At 64.0% G+C, this 16721-nt stretch carries 16 protein-coding genes; 7 read left to right on the plus strand and 9 right to left on the minus strand.

Annotated elements, in window-relative coordinates; genetic code table 11:
* The first annotated feature begins 29 nt into the window (after window positions 1-29).
* Genes ABID44_RS03760 through ABID44_RS03770 form a run of 3 tightly spaced genes read left to right on the plus strand, consistent with a single transcriptional unit; the run spans window position 30 to window position 1409 of the window.
* The gene (locus ABID44_RS03760) at window positions 30-254 is read left to right on the plus strand and encodes a F0F1 ATP synthase subunit C (protein WP_035024691.1); all 225 of its coding nucleotides are present in this window, start codon (window positions 30-32) and stop codon (window positions 252-254) included.
* Between the two features lie 58 nt (window positions 255-312).
* The gene (locus ABID44_RS03765) at window positions 313-906 is read left to right on the plus strand and encodes a F0F1 ATP synthase subunit B (RefSeq protein ID WP_354150343.1); all 594 of its coding nucleotides are present in this window, start codon (window positions 313-315) and stop codon (window positions 904-906) included.
* An 11-nt stretch (window positions 907-917) separates the two neighbouring features.
* The gene (locus ABID44_RS03770) at window positions 918-1409 is read left to right on the plus strand and encodes a F0F1 ATP synthase subunit B (protein WP_354150344.1); all 492 of its coding nucleotides are present in this window, start codon (window positions 918-920) and stop codon (window positions 1407-1409) included.
* A 336-nt stretch (window positions 1410-1745) separates the two neighbouring features.
* Here ABID44_RS03770 and rnhB read toward each other — a convergent pair whose 3' ends face one another.
* Together rnhB and ABID44_RS03780 are read right to left on the minus strand one after the other, a co-directional pair.
* Window positions 1746-2411, minus strand: coding sequence for a ribonuclease HII (rnhB, locus tag ABID44_RS03775; RefSeq protein ID WP_354150345.1), 666 nt, complete (start codon window positions 2409-2411; stop codon window positions 1746-1748).
* Window positions 2412-2677: 266 nt separating this feature from the next.
* A complete protein-coding gene (locus tag ABID44_RS03780) occupies window positions 2678-3829 on the minus strand; it encodes a PA0069 family radical SAM protein (RefSeq protein ID WP_354150346.1) in 1152 nt (383 codons plus the stop codon).
* Window positions 3830-3992: 163 nt separating this feature from the next.
* On the opposite strand from ABID44_RS03780, the gene ABID44_RS03785 reads away from it, so the two are divergent.
* Window positions 3993-4523 carry a glycosyltransferase family protein gene (locus tag ABID44_RS03785; RefSeq protein WP_354150347.1) on the plus strand — a complete coding sequence of 177 codons (531 nt, stop codon included), beginning with the start codon at window positions 3993-3995 and terminating at the stop codon, window positions 4521-4523.
* Between the two features lie 86 nt (window positions 4524-4609).
* Window positions 4610-6058 (plus strand): aldehyde dehydrogenase family protein, encoded by a 1449-nt coding sequence (locus ABID44_RS03790; protein ID WP_354150348.1) that lies wholly within the window; start codon window positions 4610-4612, stop codon window positions 6056-6058.
* A gap of 16 nt (window positions 6059-6074) precedes the next feature.
* Here ABID44_RS03790 and ABID44_RS03795 read toward each other — a convergent pair whose 3' ends face one another.
* From ABID44_RS03795 to aztA, 7 genes are all read right to left on the minus strand, one after another.
* Entirely contained in the window at window positions 6075-7238 is a 1164-nt protein-coding gene (locus ABID44_RS03795; protein WP_354150349.1) for a diphosphate--fructose-6-phosphate 1-phosphotransferase, read from the minus strand.
* A gap of 86 nt (window positions 7239-7324) precedes the next feature.
* Complete coding sequence (locus tag ABID44_RS03800) at window positions 7325-8089, minus strand: L,D-transpeptidase (protein ID WP_354150350.1); 765 nt, start codon at window positions 8087-8089, stop codon at window positions 7325-7327.
* Between the two features lie 118 nt (window positions 8090-8207).
* Window positions 8208-9431 (minus strand): zinc metallochaperone GTPase ZigA, encoded by a 1224-nt coding sequence (gene zigA / locus ABID44_RS03805; protein ID WP_354150351.1) that lies wholly within the window; start codon window positions 9429-9431, stop codon window positions 8208-8210.
* A 61-nt stretch (window positions 9432-9492) separates the two neighbouring features.
* On the minus strand, window positions 9493-10746 hold the full coding sequence (gene aztD, locus ABID44_RS03810) for a zinc metallochaperone AztD (protein ID WP_354150352.1): 1254 nt from the start codon (window positions 10744-10746) through the stop codon (window positions 9493-9495).
* 191 nt (window positions 10747-10937) lie between these two features.
* Window positions 10938-11861, minus strand: coding sequence for a zinc ABC transporter substrate-binding protein AztC (gene aztC / locus ABID44_RS03815; RefSeq protein ID WP_378226408.1), 924 nt, complete (start codon window positions 11859-11861; stop codon window positions 10938-10940).
* A 16-nt stretch (window positions 11862-11877) separates the two neighbouring features.
* Entirely contained in the window at window positions 11878-12753 is an 876-nt protein-coding gene (gene aztB / locus ABID44_RS03820; RefSeq protein WP_354150353.1) for a zinc ABC transporter permease AztB, read from the minus strand.
* Complete coding sequence (aztA, locus tag ABID44_RS03825; protein ID WP_354150354.1) at window positions 12753-13571, minus strand: zinc ABC transporter ATP-binding protein AztA; 819 nt, start codon at window positions 13569-13571, stop codon at window positions 12753-12755. Before aztA ends, aztB begins: the two co-directional genes overlap by 1 nt.
* A 250-nt stretch (window positions 13572-13821) precedes the next feature.
* On the opposite strand from aztA, the gene xylB reads away from it, so the two are divergent.
* A complete protein-coding gene (gene xylB, locus ABID44_RS03830; protein WP_354150355.1) occupies window positions 13822-15276 on the plus strand; it encodes a xylulokinase in 1455 nt (484 codons plus the stop codon).
* Window positions 15273-16598, plus strand: coding sequence for a xylose isomerase (gene xylA, locus ABID44_RS03835; RefSeq protein ID WP_354150356.1), 1326 nt, complete (start codon window positions 15273-15275; stop codon window positions 16596-16598). The genes xylB and xylA overlap by 4 nt, the downstream gene beginning before the upstream one ends.
* The last annotated feature ends 123 nt before the right edge of the window (window positions 16599-16721 follow it).

Consider the following 16721-nt stretch of genomic DNA (forward strand, 5'->3'; position numbering starts at 1 on the left):
GAAAAGCCATTCCACAAGGAGTTGAAGAAATGGAAGCTGAAGCAGCAAAGTACATCGGCGCCGGTATCGCCTGCCTGGGCATGGGCGGCGCGGCCATCGGCCTCGGCAACATCTTCTCGAGCTATCTGGGCGGCGCGCTGCGCAACCCGTCCGCCGCTGACGGCCAGTTCGGCCGCCTGGTGTTCGGCTTCGCCGTGACGGAAGCTCTGGGCATCTTCTCGCTGCTCATCGCCCTGCTGGCGCTGTTCGGCTGATTTGCCTTTGACTGGGGCCGCGCCGCAGATCGGCCGGCCCGAATGACAGGGACGAAAGATGTTCGTGACACCAGCCTACGGGCAAGAAACCGCGCCTGCGGATCAGGGCGCGACCGAGACGAATGTCATCATCGGAACGGAAGTTCCGCATGAGGCCGTCGAGGAAGGTCTGTTTCCGCCCTTCAATCCCGAGAGCTTCGCTTCTCAGCTTGTCTGGCTGGCCATCACCTTCGGTCTTTTCTACCTGTTCCTGAAGCGGGTTGCGATGCCGCGACTGGCCGGCATCGTAGAGACGCGCAGCAACAGGATTGCCGGCGATCTCGATCAGGCCGCGAAGATGAAGGAAGAGGCGGACGCCGCAGTGGCCGCCTATGAGCAGGAACTGGCGCAGGCCCGCGCCGGTGCCATGGCCATCGGCCAGCAAGCCCGCGATGCAGCGGAAGCCGAGGTCGACGCCGCCCGCAAGAAGGTCGAGGCTGAACTCGACAGCAAGCTGGCCGAATCCGAAGCGCACATCGCTTCGATCAAGTCCAGCGCTATGAAGGATGTCGGCGCGATTGCCGAATCCACGGCCTCCGCCATCATCGAGCAGCTCGTCGGCAAGGCCGACAAGGCTGGTGTGGCTTCCGCCGTCAAATCCGTCGCCGGTTGAGGGCAAGGGACATGGACGCAACATCTCTCGCCACAGTCTGGGCAACCATCGCGCTGGTGATCTTCATCGCGCTGTGCATTTACCTCAAGGTTCCGGGTATGGTTTCCAAGGCGCTCGACCAGCGCGCCGAGCGTATCCGCAACGAGCTTGAGGAAGCCAAGCGTCTGCGCGAGGAAGCGCAGGTCCTGCTGGCCGAATACCAGAAGAAGCGCAAGGAAGCCGAGCAGGAGGCCGCCGAGATCGTCGAGATCGCAAAGCGCGAAGCCGCCGCTCTGGCCGACGACGCAAAGCGCAAGACCGAGGACTATGTGACGCGCCGTACCGCCATGGCCGAGCAGAAGATCGCCCAGGCCGAGCGCGACGCCGTCAGCGAGGTTCGTGCCCGCGCCGTCGATCTGGCTGTCGAGGCCGCCCGCAAGGTTCTGGGCGACAAGACCGACAGCAAGGCCGATGCCGACCTGTTCAAAAAGTCGGTCGCGGAAGTCAAGGCTCGCCTCAACTGAGCGGAAATCGTCTTCGAAATCCGAGAGGCCGCCGGGGAAACCTGGCGGCTTTTTTCGTTGATGTAGCTACGGATACTCTCTGAAGTATCGGAGCATTCCGATAGAAATGCGAAGCGGTTTTGCGCCCGTGAATGCGAGTAAAGCGCATCGCGATCTTCCAGGTTCGCTCCTTACGCTTTAAGTTTTTCCCATGTCGTTGCCCCGAAACCGGTTCCCCACTTTCAGGCGACATGCGGCTAAAGCAATGAGATAGAGCAGTTCTGCCGATTCGATGAAAACCAGAACCGCTCCAGGTCGTGGATCGTCCCTGGCGGCGATCGGCAGGGCGGATCGGACCTATGCTTCGCTGTCGGCCATACGGAACGGAGCGAAGGAAATGCGGTGCAGTCTCTGCACCGGCCCGTGGGCGACGATGGCTGTGCGGTGGCGCACGGTGGCGTAGCCCATATGGACCTCGAAACCATAGTGCACATGACGCCGGCCGCAATCCATCATCATGCGATCGCGCATGACCTTGGCGACGATCGAGGCGGCGGCGATGGATTGCGAACGCTGATCGCCCTTGACCAGCGCCCGGCCGAGGCAGGGCAGGTCAGGCGGCACGTCGCGGCCGTCGGCCAGCGCGAGCTTCGGCCGAACCGAGAGACCGCAAATGGAACGACGCATCGCTTCAAGGCTCGCCTTGCGGATGTCGCTGGAATCGATGCTTTCCGCGCATAGTGAGGAAACGGCGACCGCTCTGGCCGTATGCAGAATTGTTTCGAACACAGCCGCGCGCTGCGCGTGATTCAGGCGCTTGGAATCGTCGAGACCATCCGGAATATTGTCGGGATCGAGCACCACCGCCGCCGCGACCACGGGTCCCGCCAGCGGGCCGCGTCCCGCTTCATCCAGTCCCGCAACAGGCCACAAGCCATCGGCTCTTGCCGCTGTCTCGAATGAGAAATCGGGGCGTTGGACAACTTCAAAGAGAAGAGGAGAATCGGGGCGCGTGCGAACCATGATGCGGCGAAGTTCGCATTGGCCCCGATTCTCCGCAAGTCCCTTCCGGCCGCCGGGGCGCGTCGGGAAGGGAAGCCGGCGGCGAGGGGAGCGCCGGGGCGGCTGATGACGAACCGGGACGGCAGTTCGTCAGAACGGAACGCAGGAACGCATACGCATTTGCCGTTTTTCCCGCGTGGCGCGCGGGCGGCGGCACAAATCATTTTCCGAAGCTCCGCTTCCTCGGGCTGGTTCTCATGCAGAGAGGCAAGCGGCGGGTTCCGGCATCACAGCAGCATCAATTGTTCGCTTTGCTTGCCTGCGACGAACTGGTCGGTTCGCAGGGTCATGCGCTGGGTGTTGAGGCCAAGCTTCTTCGCCGCGATCTCGAAGCGCCGGCCGATCTGCCAGGCATAGGGGCCGGCGCCCTTCATGCGCTTGCCCCACTCCGAATCATAATCCTTGCCGTCGCGCATGGAGCGGATCAGAGACATGACATGCCGGTAACGGTCCGGATAATGACGCAACAGCCAGTCCTTGAAGATGGGCGCGACCTCCAGCGGCAGACGCAGCACCACATAGCCGGCTTCACGCGCACCCGCGGCGCGGGCGGAATCGAGGATACGCTCGATCTCCTGATCGTTGAGGCCGGGGATGATCGGCGCCACCATCACCGAAGCGGGGATGCCGGCTTCCGAAAGCTGCTTTATCGTCTCCAGTCGCTTCGTCGGCGTCGCCGCCCGCGGCTCCATGGTGCGGGCGAGCTTGCGGTCGAGCGTTGTGACCGACAGCGCCACCTTGGCAAGTCCCCGCTCGGCCATCCGCGCCAGAATGTCGATGTCGCGCGTCACCAGCGCCGACTTGGTGACGATGCCGACAGGATGGCCGCGCGCTTCCAGCACCTCCAGTATCTCGCGCATGATGCGATATTGCTTTTCGACCGGCTGATAGGGGTCGGTATTGGTGCCGATGGCGATGGTGCGCGGCGTATAGCCTTGCTTCGAAAGCTCCTTGTCGAGCAGGCGCGCGGCGTCTGGCTTGGCGAACAGCTTCGCCTCGAAATCGAGCCCCGGCGATAGGCCCATGAAGGCATGGGTCGGACGGGCGAAGCAGTAGACGCAGCCATGTTCGCACCCCCGGTAAGGGTTGATCGAGCGGTCGAAGGAAATATCGGGCGAGGTGTTGCGGGTGATGATGGTGCGGGGGCGCTCCACCTGAACTTCCGTCTTGAACGGCGGCAGTTCCTCAAGACTTTCCCAGCCGTCATCGAAGACATGGCGGCTCACCGGTTCGTAACGACCGGAAGGGTTGATGCCGGCGGCGCGACCGCGGATGCGGTCGGCTGGTGCGCGCAGCCCGCTCTGTTCGATCATCGCATTGGCCATTTCGGCCCGTCCTGTTCCGAAGGCTGCAACGTCGGCCTGTACGATCTGTTCCATTCTGGCCTTCTCCCACGGTGCTGGCCGGGACTGTCGAATCGCTATCGCCATGAAATTATTCCTATCTCAAAATGAGAACAAATCAAGAACTTTATGTAATTCGAAGCGGGGGGAAGGTCGGCTGCAACTGGCGTGTGGCCTTCCTTTGGGTTATCAGGCGTTTATGCTCAGCGTCATCATCGAGGCCGGAAACGACGAGGAGGGCCTTGCCCGCACGCTGGCCTCGCTCGTGTCGGGCGCGGTCGAGGGGCTGGTCCGGAATGTGGTCGTCCGTGACAGCGGCTTCGCGGGCGGGATGAAGACAGTCGCCGATCATGCCGGTTGCGTGTGGGTCGTCGGCGGCATCGGCGAAGCGGTGCAGGCGGCGAAAGGAGATTGGGTGCTGCTGCTCGAACCCGGAGCGCGTCTGCTCGACGGGTGGACGGAGGCGGTCGCCGTTCATATCGGCCGCTCTGCAATGGCGGCGCGGTTTTCGAGGGACCGTTCGGAACGGACGCCATTCCTGGCGCGGATATTTCGCAAACCCGGCCCGTTGGCGCAGGGCCTGCTTTTATCGCGCCGGCAGGCGCTGACCCTGTCAAGGCATGCGCACGACGCCCCGGCGATAGGGCGCGGGCAGGCCCTGAAGACGCTGCCGGCGGTCATCCTTCCGGCGCCTTCTCATGACGCACCGGGTCGGCTGGCCTCACCCTAAGACTGGCTGGCGCCTTGAGCCTTGCGCCCTTCCCCGACTACAAAGGGCGCTACAGCCTGACGGAACGGCGAAGACAGGAGATGAACATGCTGCGCAAGACGGATTTCTTCATCGACGGCAAGTGGGTCGCACCGACCGAACCCAGAGAGCTTGAGGTTATCAATCCGGCGGACGAGCAGGCTTTCGCAGTCATATCGCTGGGCTCGGCGGCCGATGTCGACAAGGCCGTTGCGGCTGCACGGCGCGCCTTCGAAAGCTGGAGCATGACCAGCCGCGAGGAGCGTATCGCCGCGCTGGATAGGCTGGCCGCCGTTTACGAGGCCCGCATTCAGGACATGGCCAAGGCCATCTCGGACGAGATGGGCGCGCCGATCAGGCTTGCGCTCAATGCGCAGGCCGCAAGTGGCGCTGGCCATATCCGGGCGTTCATCGAGACCTTGCGCGGCTACCGGTTCGAGGAACCCCTTGATGAGCGCAACTCGCAGGAACGGATCGTGCATGAGCCGATCGGCGTGTGCGGCCTGATCACACCGTGGAACTGGCCCATGAACCAGGTGACGCTTAAGGTGGTGCCGGCTATCGCCGCCGGCTGCACGGTGGTGCTCAAGCCTTCGGAGATCGCGCCGATCTCTTCCATCGTCTTTGCCGAGATGATGGAGGAGGCGGGTTTCCCGGCCGGAGTGTTCAACATGGTCAATGGCGACGGGCCGACCGTGGGCGAGGCGATGTCGCGCCATCCCGACATCGACATGATGTCCTTCACCGGATCCACTCGCGCAGGCATCGCAGTCGCTTCGGCATCGGCCGAAACCATCAAGCGCGTGGCGCTGGAGCTTGGCGGCAAGTCGCCCAACATCGTCTTCGCCGATGCCGATCTGGAAAAAGCGGTGGCGCGCGGCGTGAAGCATTGCTTCAACAACACCGGCCAGTCCTGCAATGCACCGACCCGCATGCTGGTCGAGCGCCCGGTCTATGAGCGCGCTGTGGGCATCGCGGCGGATGTGGCCGCCACGGTGAAGGTCGGCAACCCGGCCGAGGAAGGCGATCACATCGGGCCGCTGTCGTCGGAGATGCAGTTCACCAAGGTGCAGGCGATGATCGAGAAGGGCGTCAAGGAAGGAGCCCGCCTGGTCGCCGGCGGCCTTGGCCGGCCGGAAGGCTTCAATCGCGGCTATTTCGTGCGCCCGACCATCTTCGCGGACGTGAACAACGACATGACGATTGCCCGCGAGGAAATCTTCGGACCGGTGCTGGCGATGATCCCGTTCGACAATGAGGAAGATGCCGTTTCCATCGCCAACGACACGCCCTATGGCCTTTCCGCCTATGTGCAGACTGGCGACAAGGCGAAGGCGCAGCGTGTGGCGCGCAGGCTGCGGGCCGGCATGGTGCAGCTCAATGGCGCCAGCCGCCCCTATGGCAGCCCGTTCGGCGGCTACAAGCAGTCCGGCCTGGGCCGCGAAGGCGGGAAGTGGGGCCTGGAAGATTTCCTCGAAGTGAAGGCGGTCAGCGGCTGGGACGAGGCGGCAGGCTGAGCGCTGCCGCGGCTGGTTACACGAAAGGCGAACCGACCTTGTGCTTCGCCGGGACCAGCCGTTTGAGATAGGCGTAGCCTGCTTCGGCAAGGCGGTTTTCCTGATCGTGCAGGAAATCGTTCGGCATATGCCTTGTCTTGCCGGCGACGGCGATGAGCGGCACGTTCTTCAGCACGGTGCTGCCGTCGTGCTGAAGCGCCACCGAGCCCCCGCCTTCGCTGGCTGCCGTCACTGCGAAGGCGCCCGCCTCGAAGGCCTCGCGCGCATCTGTCTGGTTGATAGCGCCGACATAGCCGCGCGGCAGGTAGCCGAAGGCGTCGACGCGCGCCCGCTTGCCTGGCAGGTGTTCGGCCAGCGCCCGCTCCAGAGAAGCGGTCAGGTCGCTGCCCGAGAGTTTGACGTTGCCATGCTGGTCGCGTTCCAGCCGCTCCGGCGGCACGAGGCTTTCCACCAGCGCCTTGCCGTCCGCCGTGGATACGCCTTCCGATATGGCCACCACGCAGCGGCCGTGGCGGTCGAAGGTGGAGCGGATATCTTCGATGAAGCGCGGGATGTCGAAGGCGCGTTCGGGCACATAGACAAGATGCGGCCCGCTCGCCTCGTCCTGCCGCCATGCGGCGGAAGCGGCGGTGAGGAAACCGGCATGGCGGCCCATGACGATGCCGACATAGATGCCGGGCAGGGCGCGGAAGTCGAGATCGACCGACAGGAAAGCGCCGGCGACGAATTCGGCGGCCGAGATGAAGCCCGGCGTATGGTCGTTCTCCACCAGATCGTTGTCGATGGTCTTGGGCGCATGCACCATGGCGATGGAGCCGCCGGCGGCGTCGCTCAGGATCTGCTGGGTGCCGGCGGTGTCGTTGCCGCCGATATAGATGAAAGCTTCGGCCTCGGCCTGTTTCAGGCCCTTGAGGATCAGCTCGCAATAGGCGGCGTCCGGTTTGTCGCGCGTGGAGCCGAGCGCCGCGCCCGGCGTTCCGCCGATCAGGCGCAACTGCGCCTCGGGCAGATCGGTGAGGTCGACATAATTGCCGTCGCGAACGCCGCGCACACCGTGCAGCGAGCCCAGCACGCGCGCGCCGGGATGGCGCTTGCGCACTTCAAGAGTGGCTCCCACCAGCGTCTGGTTGATGACCGCCGTTGGCCCGCCGCCTTGCGCGATAACGAAAGTTCCGGCCATTCCGACCTCCCCGAATGCTCGAAAAATCCACGATTGCGCGTCTTGTACCGGCGCGCAACCGTATATTCAATCGATCTGCTCCGGGGTCAGATGACGACGATCGGATTGCGCTTGGAGACGCGGTTGTAGAGGTCGATGATGTCCTGATTGATGAGGCGCACGCAGCCCGAGGACACGGACTGGCCGATGCTCCACCATTCGGGCGAGCCGTGGATGCGGTAGAGCGTGTCCTGCCCGTTCTGGAAAATGTAGAGCGCGCGTGCGCCGAGCGGATTGTCGAGCCCGCCGGGCTGGCCGCCCTGCCACTTCACCAGTTCCGGCCGCCGCTGGATCATTTCGCGCGGCGGCGTCCAGGTCGGCCATTCGCGGCCATACTGGATGTTGGCGCGGCCGGACCATGAAAAGCCGGCCTTGCCGACGCCGACGCCATAGCGGATCGCCTCGCCGCCTGGCTGCACGAGATACAGCAGGCAATCCTTGGTGTGGACGACGATGGTGCCGGGCGCTTCGCCGGTCGGATCGACCACGATCTGGCGACGGAACTGCGGCTTGATCTTCTGGTAGGGCACTTCCGGAACGGAAAAGCCGCCGTCGGTCAGGCCGGCATACATCACGTCCGGGCTGGTGATCTGACGGTCCACGCTGATCGAGGGGCGCATGGGACGGATCGAGCCGGTCGAGGTGTGATCGAGATTGAGCGCATCGAAGCCCGACGAGCCGGTGGTGCAGCCGCCGGCCGCCATCAGCGCGGTTGCGCCCATGCCTTTCAGCAGCAGGCGGCGGGGAAGGTTGGTCATCGAACCAGCCCCGCCGGTGACCGGCGACGACGGGTCGCGTGGCAGCTTTGACATGCATTCGTTCCTGCGATACCGGCCGGGCCCCCTCGGTCCGGCATTCGCAGGCATTTTCGGTATTCATGGTTTACAAACCGTGAAGCTTTTCGCGGAACGGTTGCAATTCCATGCGGCCTCAGGCCGCTTGCGGCTCCCAGCTCGGGAAAGGGTCAGGCAGGCTGCGCCAGCGCCCCGGCAGGAAATCCCGCTCCGGAACGAGGCAGGCATCCAGTTCCGCGCGGATCTGCGCCTCGTCCATCGGGTCGCAGCCGATGAACACGATTTCCTGCCGCCGGTCGCCCCAGACCTCGTCGAGATAGGGCCGCATCGCCGCATGCCATTCGGGATGGTCGGGCCAGCGCTGTTTCGGTACCGAAGCCCACCACAGACCGCGCTTCCCGGTGCGCACCAGCGCGCCGGCCTGGCTGAGTTCGCCGACATAATGCGGGCGTGTGGCCAGCCAGAAAAAGCCCTTGGCGCGCACCACGCCCGGCCACGGGCGGTTGACGAAGGCCTTCAGCTTCACCGGGTCGAACGGCCTGCGCTCGCGATAGACGAAGGAGCGGATGCCGTATTCCTCGGTTTCCGGCACATGGTCGGCGAAGCCGTTGAGCTCCTTGAACCAGAGCGGATGGGTCTCGGCCTTCTCGAAATCGAAGTGGCCGGTGTCTAGCACCTTGTCGAGCTCCACCTTGCCGAAATCGGTTTCGACAAGCTCGGCGTCGGGGTTCAGCGAGCGCACGATCCTGCGCGCCATGTCGAGATTGTGGGCCGGGGTGTCGGATACCTTGTTGAGGATGACGACATCGGCGAACTCGATCTGCTCGACCAGCAGATCGACGATAGCGCGGTCGTCCGCATCGCCGGCGATCTCGCCGCGATCACGCAGGAAATCCTGCGAACCGTAGTCCAGCAGCAGATTGGCGGCATCGACCACCGTGACCATGGTGTCAAGACGGGCGACATCGGAGAGGCTTTCGCCGTTCTCGTCGCGGAAATCGAAGGTCGCGGCGACGGGTAGCGGCTCGGCTATGCCGGTGCCTTCGATCAGCAGATAGTCGAAGCGGCCCTCCTGCGACAGCCGCCGGACTTCTTGCAGCAGGTCGTCGCGCAGGGTGCAGCAGATGCAGCCATTGGTCATCTCCACGAGCTGCTCGTCGGTGCGCGACAGGTTCGCACCGCCGTCGCGCACCAGCGAGGCGTCGATATTGACCTCGCTCATATCGTTGACGATGACCGCCACGCGGCGGCCCTCGCGATTGTTCAGGATGTGGTTGAGAAGCGTGGTCTTCCCGGCTCCGAGAAAGCCGGAGAGCACCGTCACCGGCAGGCGGCGGTTTTGCGTGGCTGTGTCTGGCATGGCTCTTTCCGCAGGATGAGTTGGGCCGGCACCCGTCGAATGACGGATGCCGGGTCTTCGATCAGTCGTGCTTGTGGCCTTCCTCATGGGCGTGTTCGTGGTCTTCGCCCTCATGCGCCTTGCCCGCGCCGCCCACGGCCACGATGTTGAAGGGCTTGCCTTCCGCTGTGATCTCGCCGGTTTTTTCAAGGGACTGCGCCTCGACGACATGGATCTTGCCGTTGAGCGGGTCGGTGACGAACACCTTGTCGGCGGCGACGGCGATGCGTGGACGCGGATCGCTCCAGTGGCCGTCCATGGAATAGGGATCGGTGAGTTTGAGCGAATGCGCGATCTCGCCCTTCAGAACGTCAACCTGATGAAGCTGTCCGTCCTCGGTGATGACGTAGACGAATTTCGACCGGATCGGATCGACAGCGAAATGCACCCGTCGCGTCGGAAGCTGCACCAGACGGAAGGCGTCCTTTTCTGAAGGATCGACCAGCACGATGCGGTCGGGACCGTAATTGCCGACGAAATATTGCAGGCCCTTGCCGCCGATCAGCGTGGAGGAACTGCCTTCCGGCAATTTGTCCGAATAGGGCAGATGCCGGATTTCAGGCGTGTCGCCGTCCTGCGAGATCAAAAGCAGGCCGGTGTCGCAGGCAAGCGCATAGAGGCTGCCCGAACCGGCCGAACCGTGCAGGCCGGGGCAGGCGACATCCTCGCCGACCGGATTGCCATCGAGATCGACCAGGCGTGCGCCGATCGGGCGCTTCGAGGCGTCCTCGGGGTTGGGTATCGTAACCACCGCATGCTTGTCGAAGGGCGCTGCGACGCCGTGATGGGCTGCGCCGACACTGATTTCGCGAATTTCAGGCTTGCCTTCAAGAGCAGCTTTTTCGGTGAAGAGCCGTACCTTGTCCTCGCCGTCGAACCATTGCGCGATATTGCCCTGCCGTTCCACGAAATGGGCCGGCTTCGAGCCATTGAACCCGGCATCGAGCAGCTTCGGCTCGTCCACGTCGATATCGCCGTGGTCGCCATGATCGTGGAAAGCGATGCCGGTGGAGATCACCGACACCGCGCCGGCCTCGCCCTGCACGGCAAACACCGTCTGGCCGCTATCTGTGCGATAGAGCGAGGCTGGGCCCTTGATCGTGAACGTATCGAGCTTGTCGCCGTCAAGCGCGTCGATGACGTTGACCACCGGCCCGGCATGGTCGGAGACGAACAGCCGCCATGCGGTCACGTCGTCCTCGTCGGCCAGCGCGGGGCCGGACCACAGGCAGGCCGCCAGCGCCAGCGCCGAGCCTGCGTTGAAGAATTTTGTCATCTTACTCTCCTTAATGTTATTACATTACAGTCGTGTTGAAAAAGGACGCGATCCGGGTGAACTGCGGCCTTGCAGGCTGGTGAGACAAGGGGCGGCCAGAGCATCGGGCAGAAAAGCGCGCGCGGTTTGTCTAATTATTCCGCTGCTCAATAAATGCGCCGGCGACCGTGGAGAGACAACCGTACTCGTAGTCAGAGGGCTGTCGCCTCCCTGATCGCGGCGAGGTTGCTGAGCATCATGTCAATGTAGGTGGCGGCTGGGCCATCCGGCTTCGACAGCGCATCCGAATAGAGCGAGCCGCCGAGTTTCAGGCCGGCCTCCGAGGCGATCTGCTCCACCAGCCGCGAATTGGAGATGTTTTCCGCAAACACTGCGGTGGCGCGCTTGCCGGCGATCTCGCGCACGACGCCGGCGACATCAGCCGCCGAGGCTTCGGAGTCCGTCGAAACGCCCTGCGGGGCGAGGAAGGTGACGCCGTAGTCGTGCTCGAAATAGCGGAAGGCATTGTGCGCCACCACGAAGACGCGGCGATCTTGCGCGATGGACGCGACCGTATTGCGGATTTCCTTGTCCAGCGCATCGAGTTCGCCATCATAGGCTTTCGCATTTGCCTGATAGGCGGGACACCCTTTGGCGTCCGCCTTGCAGAAGGCCTCTTCGATGTTCTTCACATAGGTCCGCGCATTGGCCACCGACTGCCAGGCATGCGGGTCGAGCGGGGCTTCATGGAAAACGGCCTTGCCGCCATTGTAGTGATAGTGTCCGCCGGCCGGGTCATTAAGGATTTCCGCGCCTTTGCTCACCTCGACAATCGGGGCGCTGGCCCCGCTGGCTTCGATGAGGCGCTGGAGAAAGCCCTCGAACAGCAGCCCGTTCACCAGCACCACATCGGCCTTGGCGACCGCGATGGCGTCGGCCGGCTTGGGCTCGTAGACATGGGCGTCGCTGTCCGGCCCCACGATGGTGCGCAGTTCGATGCGGTCGCCGCCGACCTGTCTGGCGAAATCGCCGAGGATGGAGAAGCTGGCGACGACGTTGAGCTTTTCCGCCGCCGACGCAGGCATGGTGAATGTTATAACAATCAAAGCCGAGGCGAGCTTGTGAAGGAGTGTCATTCGTGGGTTTCCCGTTTCAGGCGATCCGGTGGGCGTGGCGCGGCCGGCGGGTTGAAAGCACGCCGCGCGTGCCGAACAGCACCGATGCGAAATAGAGCATGCCGGTGGAAAGGATGATGGCCGGCCCCGAAGGCAGCGCTGCGTGATAGGAGAGCAGCAGGCCGCTGATGGATGAGACGAGCCCGAAGACTATGGCGAGCACGGCCATGGTTTCGACGCGCTGGGTCCAGAAGCGGGCGGCGGCGGCCGGCAGCACCATCAATCCGACCGAAAGCAGCGTTCCCAGCGCCTGAAAACCGGCGACGAGATTGAGCACGACCAGCCCGAGAAAGATGAAATGCACCGGCGTGCCAAGCCGCGACACCGAGCGCAGGAAGAGCGGGTCGAGGCATTCCGCCACCAGCGCGCGCCAGAAAATGGCGAGCGCCGTGAGCGTGACGGCGGCCACGATTCCGATCAGCGTGAGCGCGGCGTTGTTGAGAGCCAGAACGGTGCCGAACAGCACATGCATCAGGTCGACGCTGGAGCCGCGCAACGACACCATGGTGACGCCGAGCGCCAGCGAGATCAGATAGAAGGCGGCCATGGAGGCGTCCTCCTTCTGCACCGTCAGGCGCGAGACCGCGCCGGCCCCGAGCGCCACGATGGCGCCGGCCAGCAGCCCGCCAATGGTCATCGGCACGATCTGCAAGCCATAGAGCAGGAAACCGGCGGCCGCGCCCGGCAGGATGGCGTGCGCCATGGCGTCGCCTGTCAGGCTCATGCGCCGCAGCATCAGGAACACGCCGATCGGGCAGGCGCTGAATGACAGCAGGACCGCGCCCAGCAGCCCGCGCTGCATGAAGGCGAATTCGGTGAATGGCGCGACGAGAAACTGGTGAAGCGCGTCCATCAGGCGACCCTCGCAGGCTTTGTGCGGCTGGCCTCATGCCCCTGATGCTCATGGCCATGGTGATCATGCGCGTGGTCGTGATCGTCATGCGAGGCGCACCATGGCGCGTTTTCAACCCAGGCCTCGTGGAACTGGCGGGCGCGCAACAGGTTCTCCGACGCCAGCGTCGCCCTGGCCTCGCCCCAGGCGACCGGACCGCGGGCCAGCAGCAGCGCTTCGGGGAAATGGGCGCGCACGAGATCGAGATCGTGCACGACGACCATCACGGTGCGGTTTTCGCCATGCCAGCGCTTGATCAGCGCGATCAGGTCGGTGACGGTGCGCGCGTCGATGGCGTTGAACGGCTCGTCGAGCAGAATGAGCTCCGCATCCTGCACCAGCACCCGCGCGAACAGGGCGCGCTGGAGCTGGCCGCCGGACAGCGTGTCGATGGGGCGCTGTTCGAAGCCTTCCAGCCCCACAGCCATCAAGGCTTCCGAAACAGCGGCGCGATCCTGCGCCGTATGACGGGCGAGCAGGCCGCGCTTCGGCCACAGGCCAAGCGAGACGAGATCCACCACCCGGGCGGGAAAGGTGCGGTCGAGCTCGGACTGCTGCGGCAGGTAGGCGACCCGCGTTCCAGGCGTGACGGTCACCGAGCCGACCATCGGCTTCAGCATGCCGACTATGCCCTTCATCAGCGTGGATTTGCCGGAGCCGTTGGAGCCGACCACGGCAGTGAGAGAGCCCCTGCGCACCGCACCGGACAAATGATGCACGGCCGGATGGCTGTTGTAGCCCAGCGTCAGGTCGCGGAATGTGATGCAGGCGTCGGCCATGTGCTGGCTTGAGATCCGGATGCGGTTTCTATGAATGTGATGTTATTACATTCTTGTCCGTGACGACAAGATGGCAAAGCGCCGGTATTGCAAAAAAATGTCGGCGGGGCTCCCGGATCGTGGCGCGGGAGCATATTTGGCTGGCGAGAAGGTAATTTTTACGATATTCGAAATAAATCGGAACGCCCAATGGCCGGCGTCATTTTGTGTTCGGATGCTCCGCCATTGTAGCGGCTCGGGAGGAAAATCGATGTATCTGGGGCTCGACCTCGGCACGTCCGGAATCAAGGCGTTGTTGATCGATGGCGATCAGCGGCCGGTCGCTTCCGGCCATGGCGAACTTGATGTTTCGCGCCCGCATCCGGGCTGGTCGGAGCAGGAACCCGCCGATTGGGTGAAGGCGTGCGAGAGCGCTATAGGCGCGCTGCAAACATCGCACCCGAAGGAGCTGGCCGCCGTGCGCGGCATCGGTCTTTCCGGCCAGATGCATGGCGCGACCCTGCTTGACCGTGGTGATCGTGTGCTGCGGCCCTGCATATTGTGGAATGATGTGCGCAGCCATGCGCAGGCGGCCGGCCTCGATGCCGATCCGCGCTTTCGCAAGATTACCGGCAATATCGTCTTTCCCGGTTTCACCGCACCCAAGCTCGCCTGGGTGAAGGCCAACGAGCCGGAGATTTTCGCCCGCGTCGCAAAAATCCTGTTGCCGAAGGATTATCTGCGCCTGTGGTTGTCCGGTGAGCATATCTCGGAAATGTCGGATTCCGCTGGAACCTCATGGCTGGATGTTGGCCGGCGGCGCTGGTCGGACGAGTTGCTCGCCGCGACCGGGCTGGAACGGAGCCACATGCCGGCCCTTGTCGAGGGAACGGAGCAGGCCGGCGCGCTGCGCGCGGAACTGGCTTCGAAATGGGGCATGCAGGCGGGCGTCCCGATTGCCGGCGGGGCAGGGGACAATGCAGCCTCGGCCTGCGGCATGGGCGCGGTGGGTGCGGGCCATGCCTTCGTTTCGCTCGGCACCTCCGGTGTGCTGTTCGCCGCCAATGAAGCTTACCTGCCCAATCCGGACAGCGCCGTCCACACCTTCTGCCATGCCTTGCCGCAGACATGGCACCAGATGGGCGTCATACTTTCGGCCACGGATTCGCTGAACTGGCTGGCCGACGTCACCGAACGCAAGGCGGGCGACCTTACGGCCGAGCTCGGCGACGACCTCAGGGTCCCATCCGGCCTGACATTCCTGCCTTATCTGTCCGGTGAACGCACGCCTTACAACGACGCGGCCGTCAGGGGCGTATTCGTCGGCCTCGCCCATGAGAGCGGCCGCGCCGCGCTGACGCAGGCGGTTCTGGAAGGCGTCGCCTTCGCTTTTCGCGATAGCCTCGATGCGCTGGCCAGCGCCGGCACGCGGCTGGAGCGCGTGACTGCGATCGGCGGCGGCTCGCGCTCGCTCTATTGGCTGAAGGCGATCGCCACGGCGCTTCGCATTCCGGTGGACGTGCCCGCTGACGGCGATTTCGGAGCAGCCTTCGGCGCGGCGCGTCTGGGCCTCATCGCGGCGACCGGGGCCGATCCGCGCGCCGTCTGCACCCCGCCCGCCACAAGCGCCACCATCGAGCCGGAAGCCGGGCTTGCGCAAGCCTATGCCGACGCCTGCCGGCGCTATCGCGCCCTCTATCCAGCCATCAAGGGAGTTCCAGCATGAGCACCGGTTTCTTCGGCGACATCGCGCCCATCCGCTACGAAGGCCCTGAAAGCGCCAATCCGCTCTCCTACCGCTTCTACGATCCCGGCGAGATCGTGCTCGGCAAGCGGCTGGAGGATCATCTGCGCTTCGCCGTCGCCTACTGGCACTCCTTTGCCTGGCCGGGCGGCGACCCCTTCGGCGGCCAGACCTTTGAGCGGCCATGGTTCCCAAAAGGGGGCGAGGACGACGATATGGACAAGGCCCGCCTCAAGGCCGATGTGGCCTTCGAGATGTTCTCGCTGCTCGGCGTGCCCTATTACTGCTTCCACGACGCCGATGTGCGTCCGGAAGGTGTGAATTTCGCCGAGAGCGCCACCCGCCTCGACGAGATCGCCGGCGTGTTCGAGAAAAAGCAGGCCGAGACCGGCGTGAAGCTTCTGTGGGGCACGGCCAATCTGTTCTCGCACCGCCGCTATATGGCCGGCGCCGCCACCAATCCCGACCCTGACGTGTTCGCCTATGCGGCGGCGACGGTGAAATCTTGCATCGACGTGACCAAACGGCTCGGCGGCGAGAATTATGTTCTGTGGGGCGGGCGTGAAGGTTATGAGACGCTGCTCAACACCGATATGAAGCGAGAGCGCGAGCAGGCCGGTCGGTTCCTGTCGATGGTTGTCGATTACAAGCACCGCATCGGCTTCAAGGGCGCGATCCTGATCGAGCCGAAGCCGCAGGAGCCGACCAAGCACCAGTATGATTACGACGTCGCCACCGTCTACGGCTTCCTGAAGGATTTCGGGCTGGAAAAGGAGGTGAAGGTCAATATCGAGCAGGGCCACGCCATCCTCGCCGGCCACTCCTTCGAGCATGAACTGGCGTTGGCCGATGCGCTCGGCATCTTCGGCTCCATCGACATGAACCGCAACGATTACCAGTCCGGCTGGGACACCGACCAGTTCCCTAACAACGTGCCGGAAATGGCGCTCGCCTATTATCAGGTGCTGCTGGCCGGCGGCTTCACCACCGGCGGCACCAATTTCGACGCCAAATTGCGCCGCCAGTCGCTGGACCCGGCAGATTTGCTGCTCGCCCATATCGGCGCCATGGATTGCTGCGCGCGCGGACTGAAGGCCGCCGCCCGCATGTTTGAGGACAAGGCGCTGATCACGCCGCTGGAAGAGCGTTATGGCGGCTGGAACGGCGAGGAGGCCAATGCGATTCTTGCCGGCAAACGCACGCTGGAACAGGTGGCCGAGCGCGTGGTGAAGGAAGGCGTCGAGCCCCGGCCACGCTCCGGCCGGCAGGAATATCTGGAGAATGTGGTCAACCGCTATGTGTGAACCAAAAAGCAGTCTGAAGCGCAAGGAACCAACCTGAAAGATCGCGCTGCTTCAGGCCGTTGAATCTTTTTTCGACCTTGCGGCCAGGGCAAAAACGTTTCGCAACTGCCGCCACAATGCCGC

Source organism: Aquamicrobium ahrensii (genome assembly GCF_040545755.1).
Taxonomy (GTDB): Bacteria; Pseudomonadota; Alphaproteobacteria; order Rhizobiales; family Rhizobiaceae; genus Mesorhizobium; species Mesorhizobium ahrensii.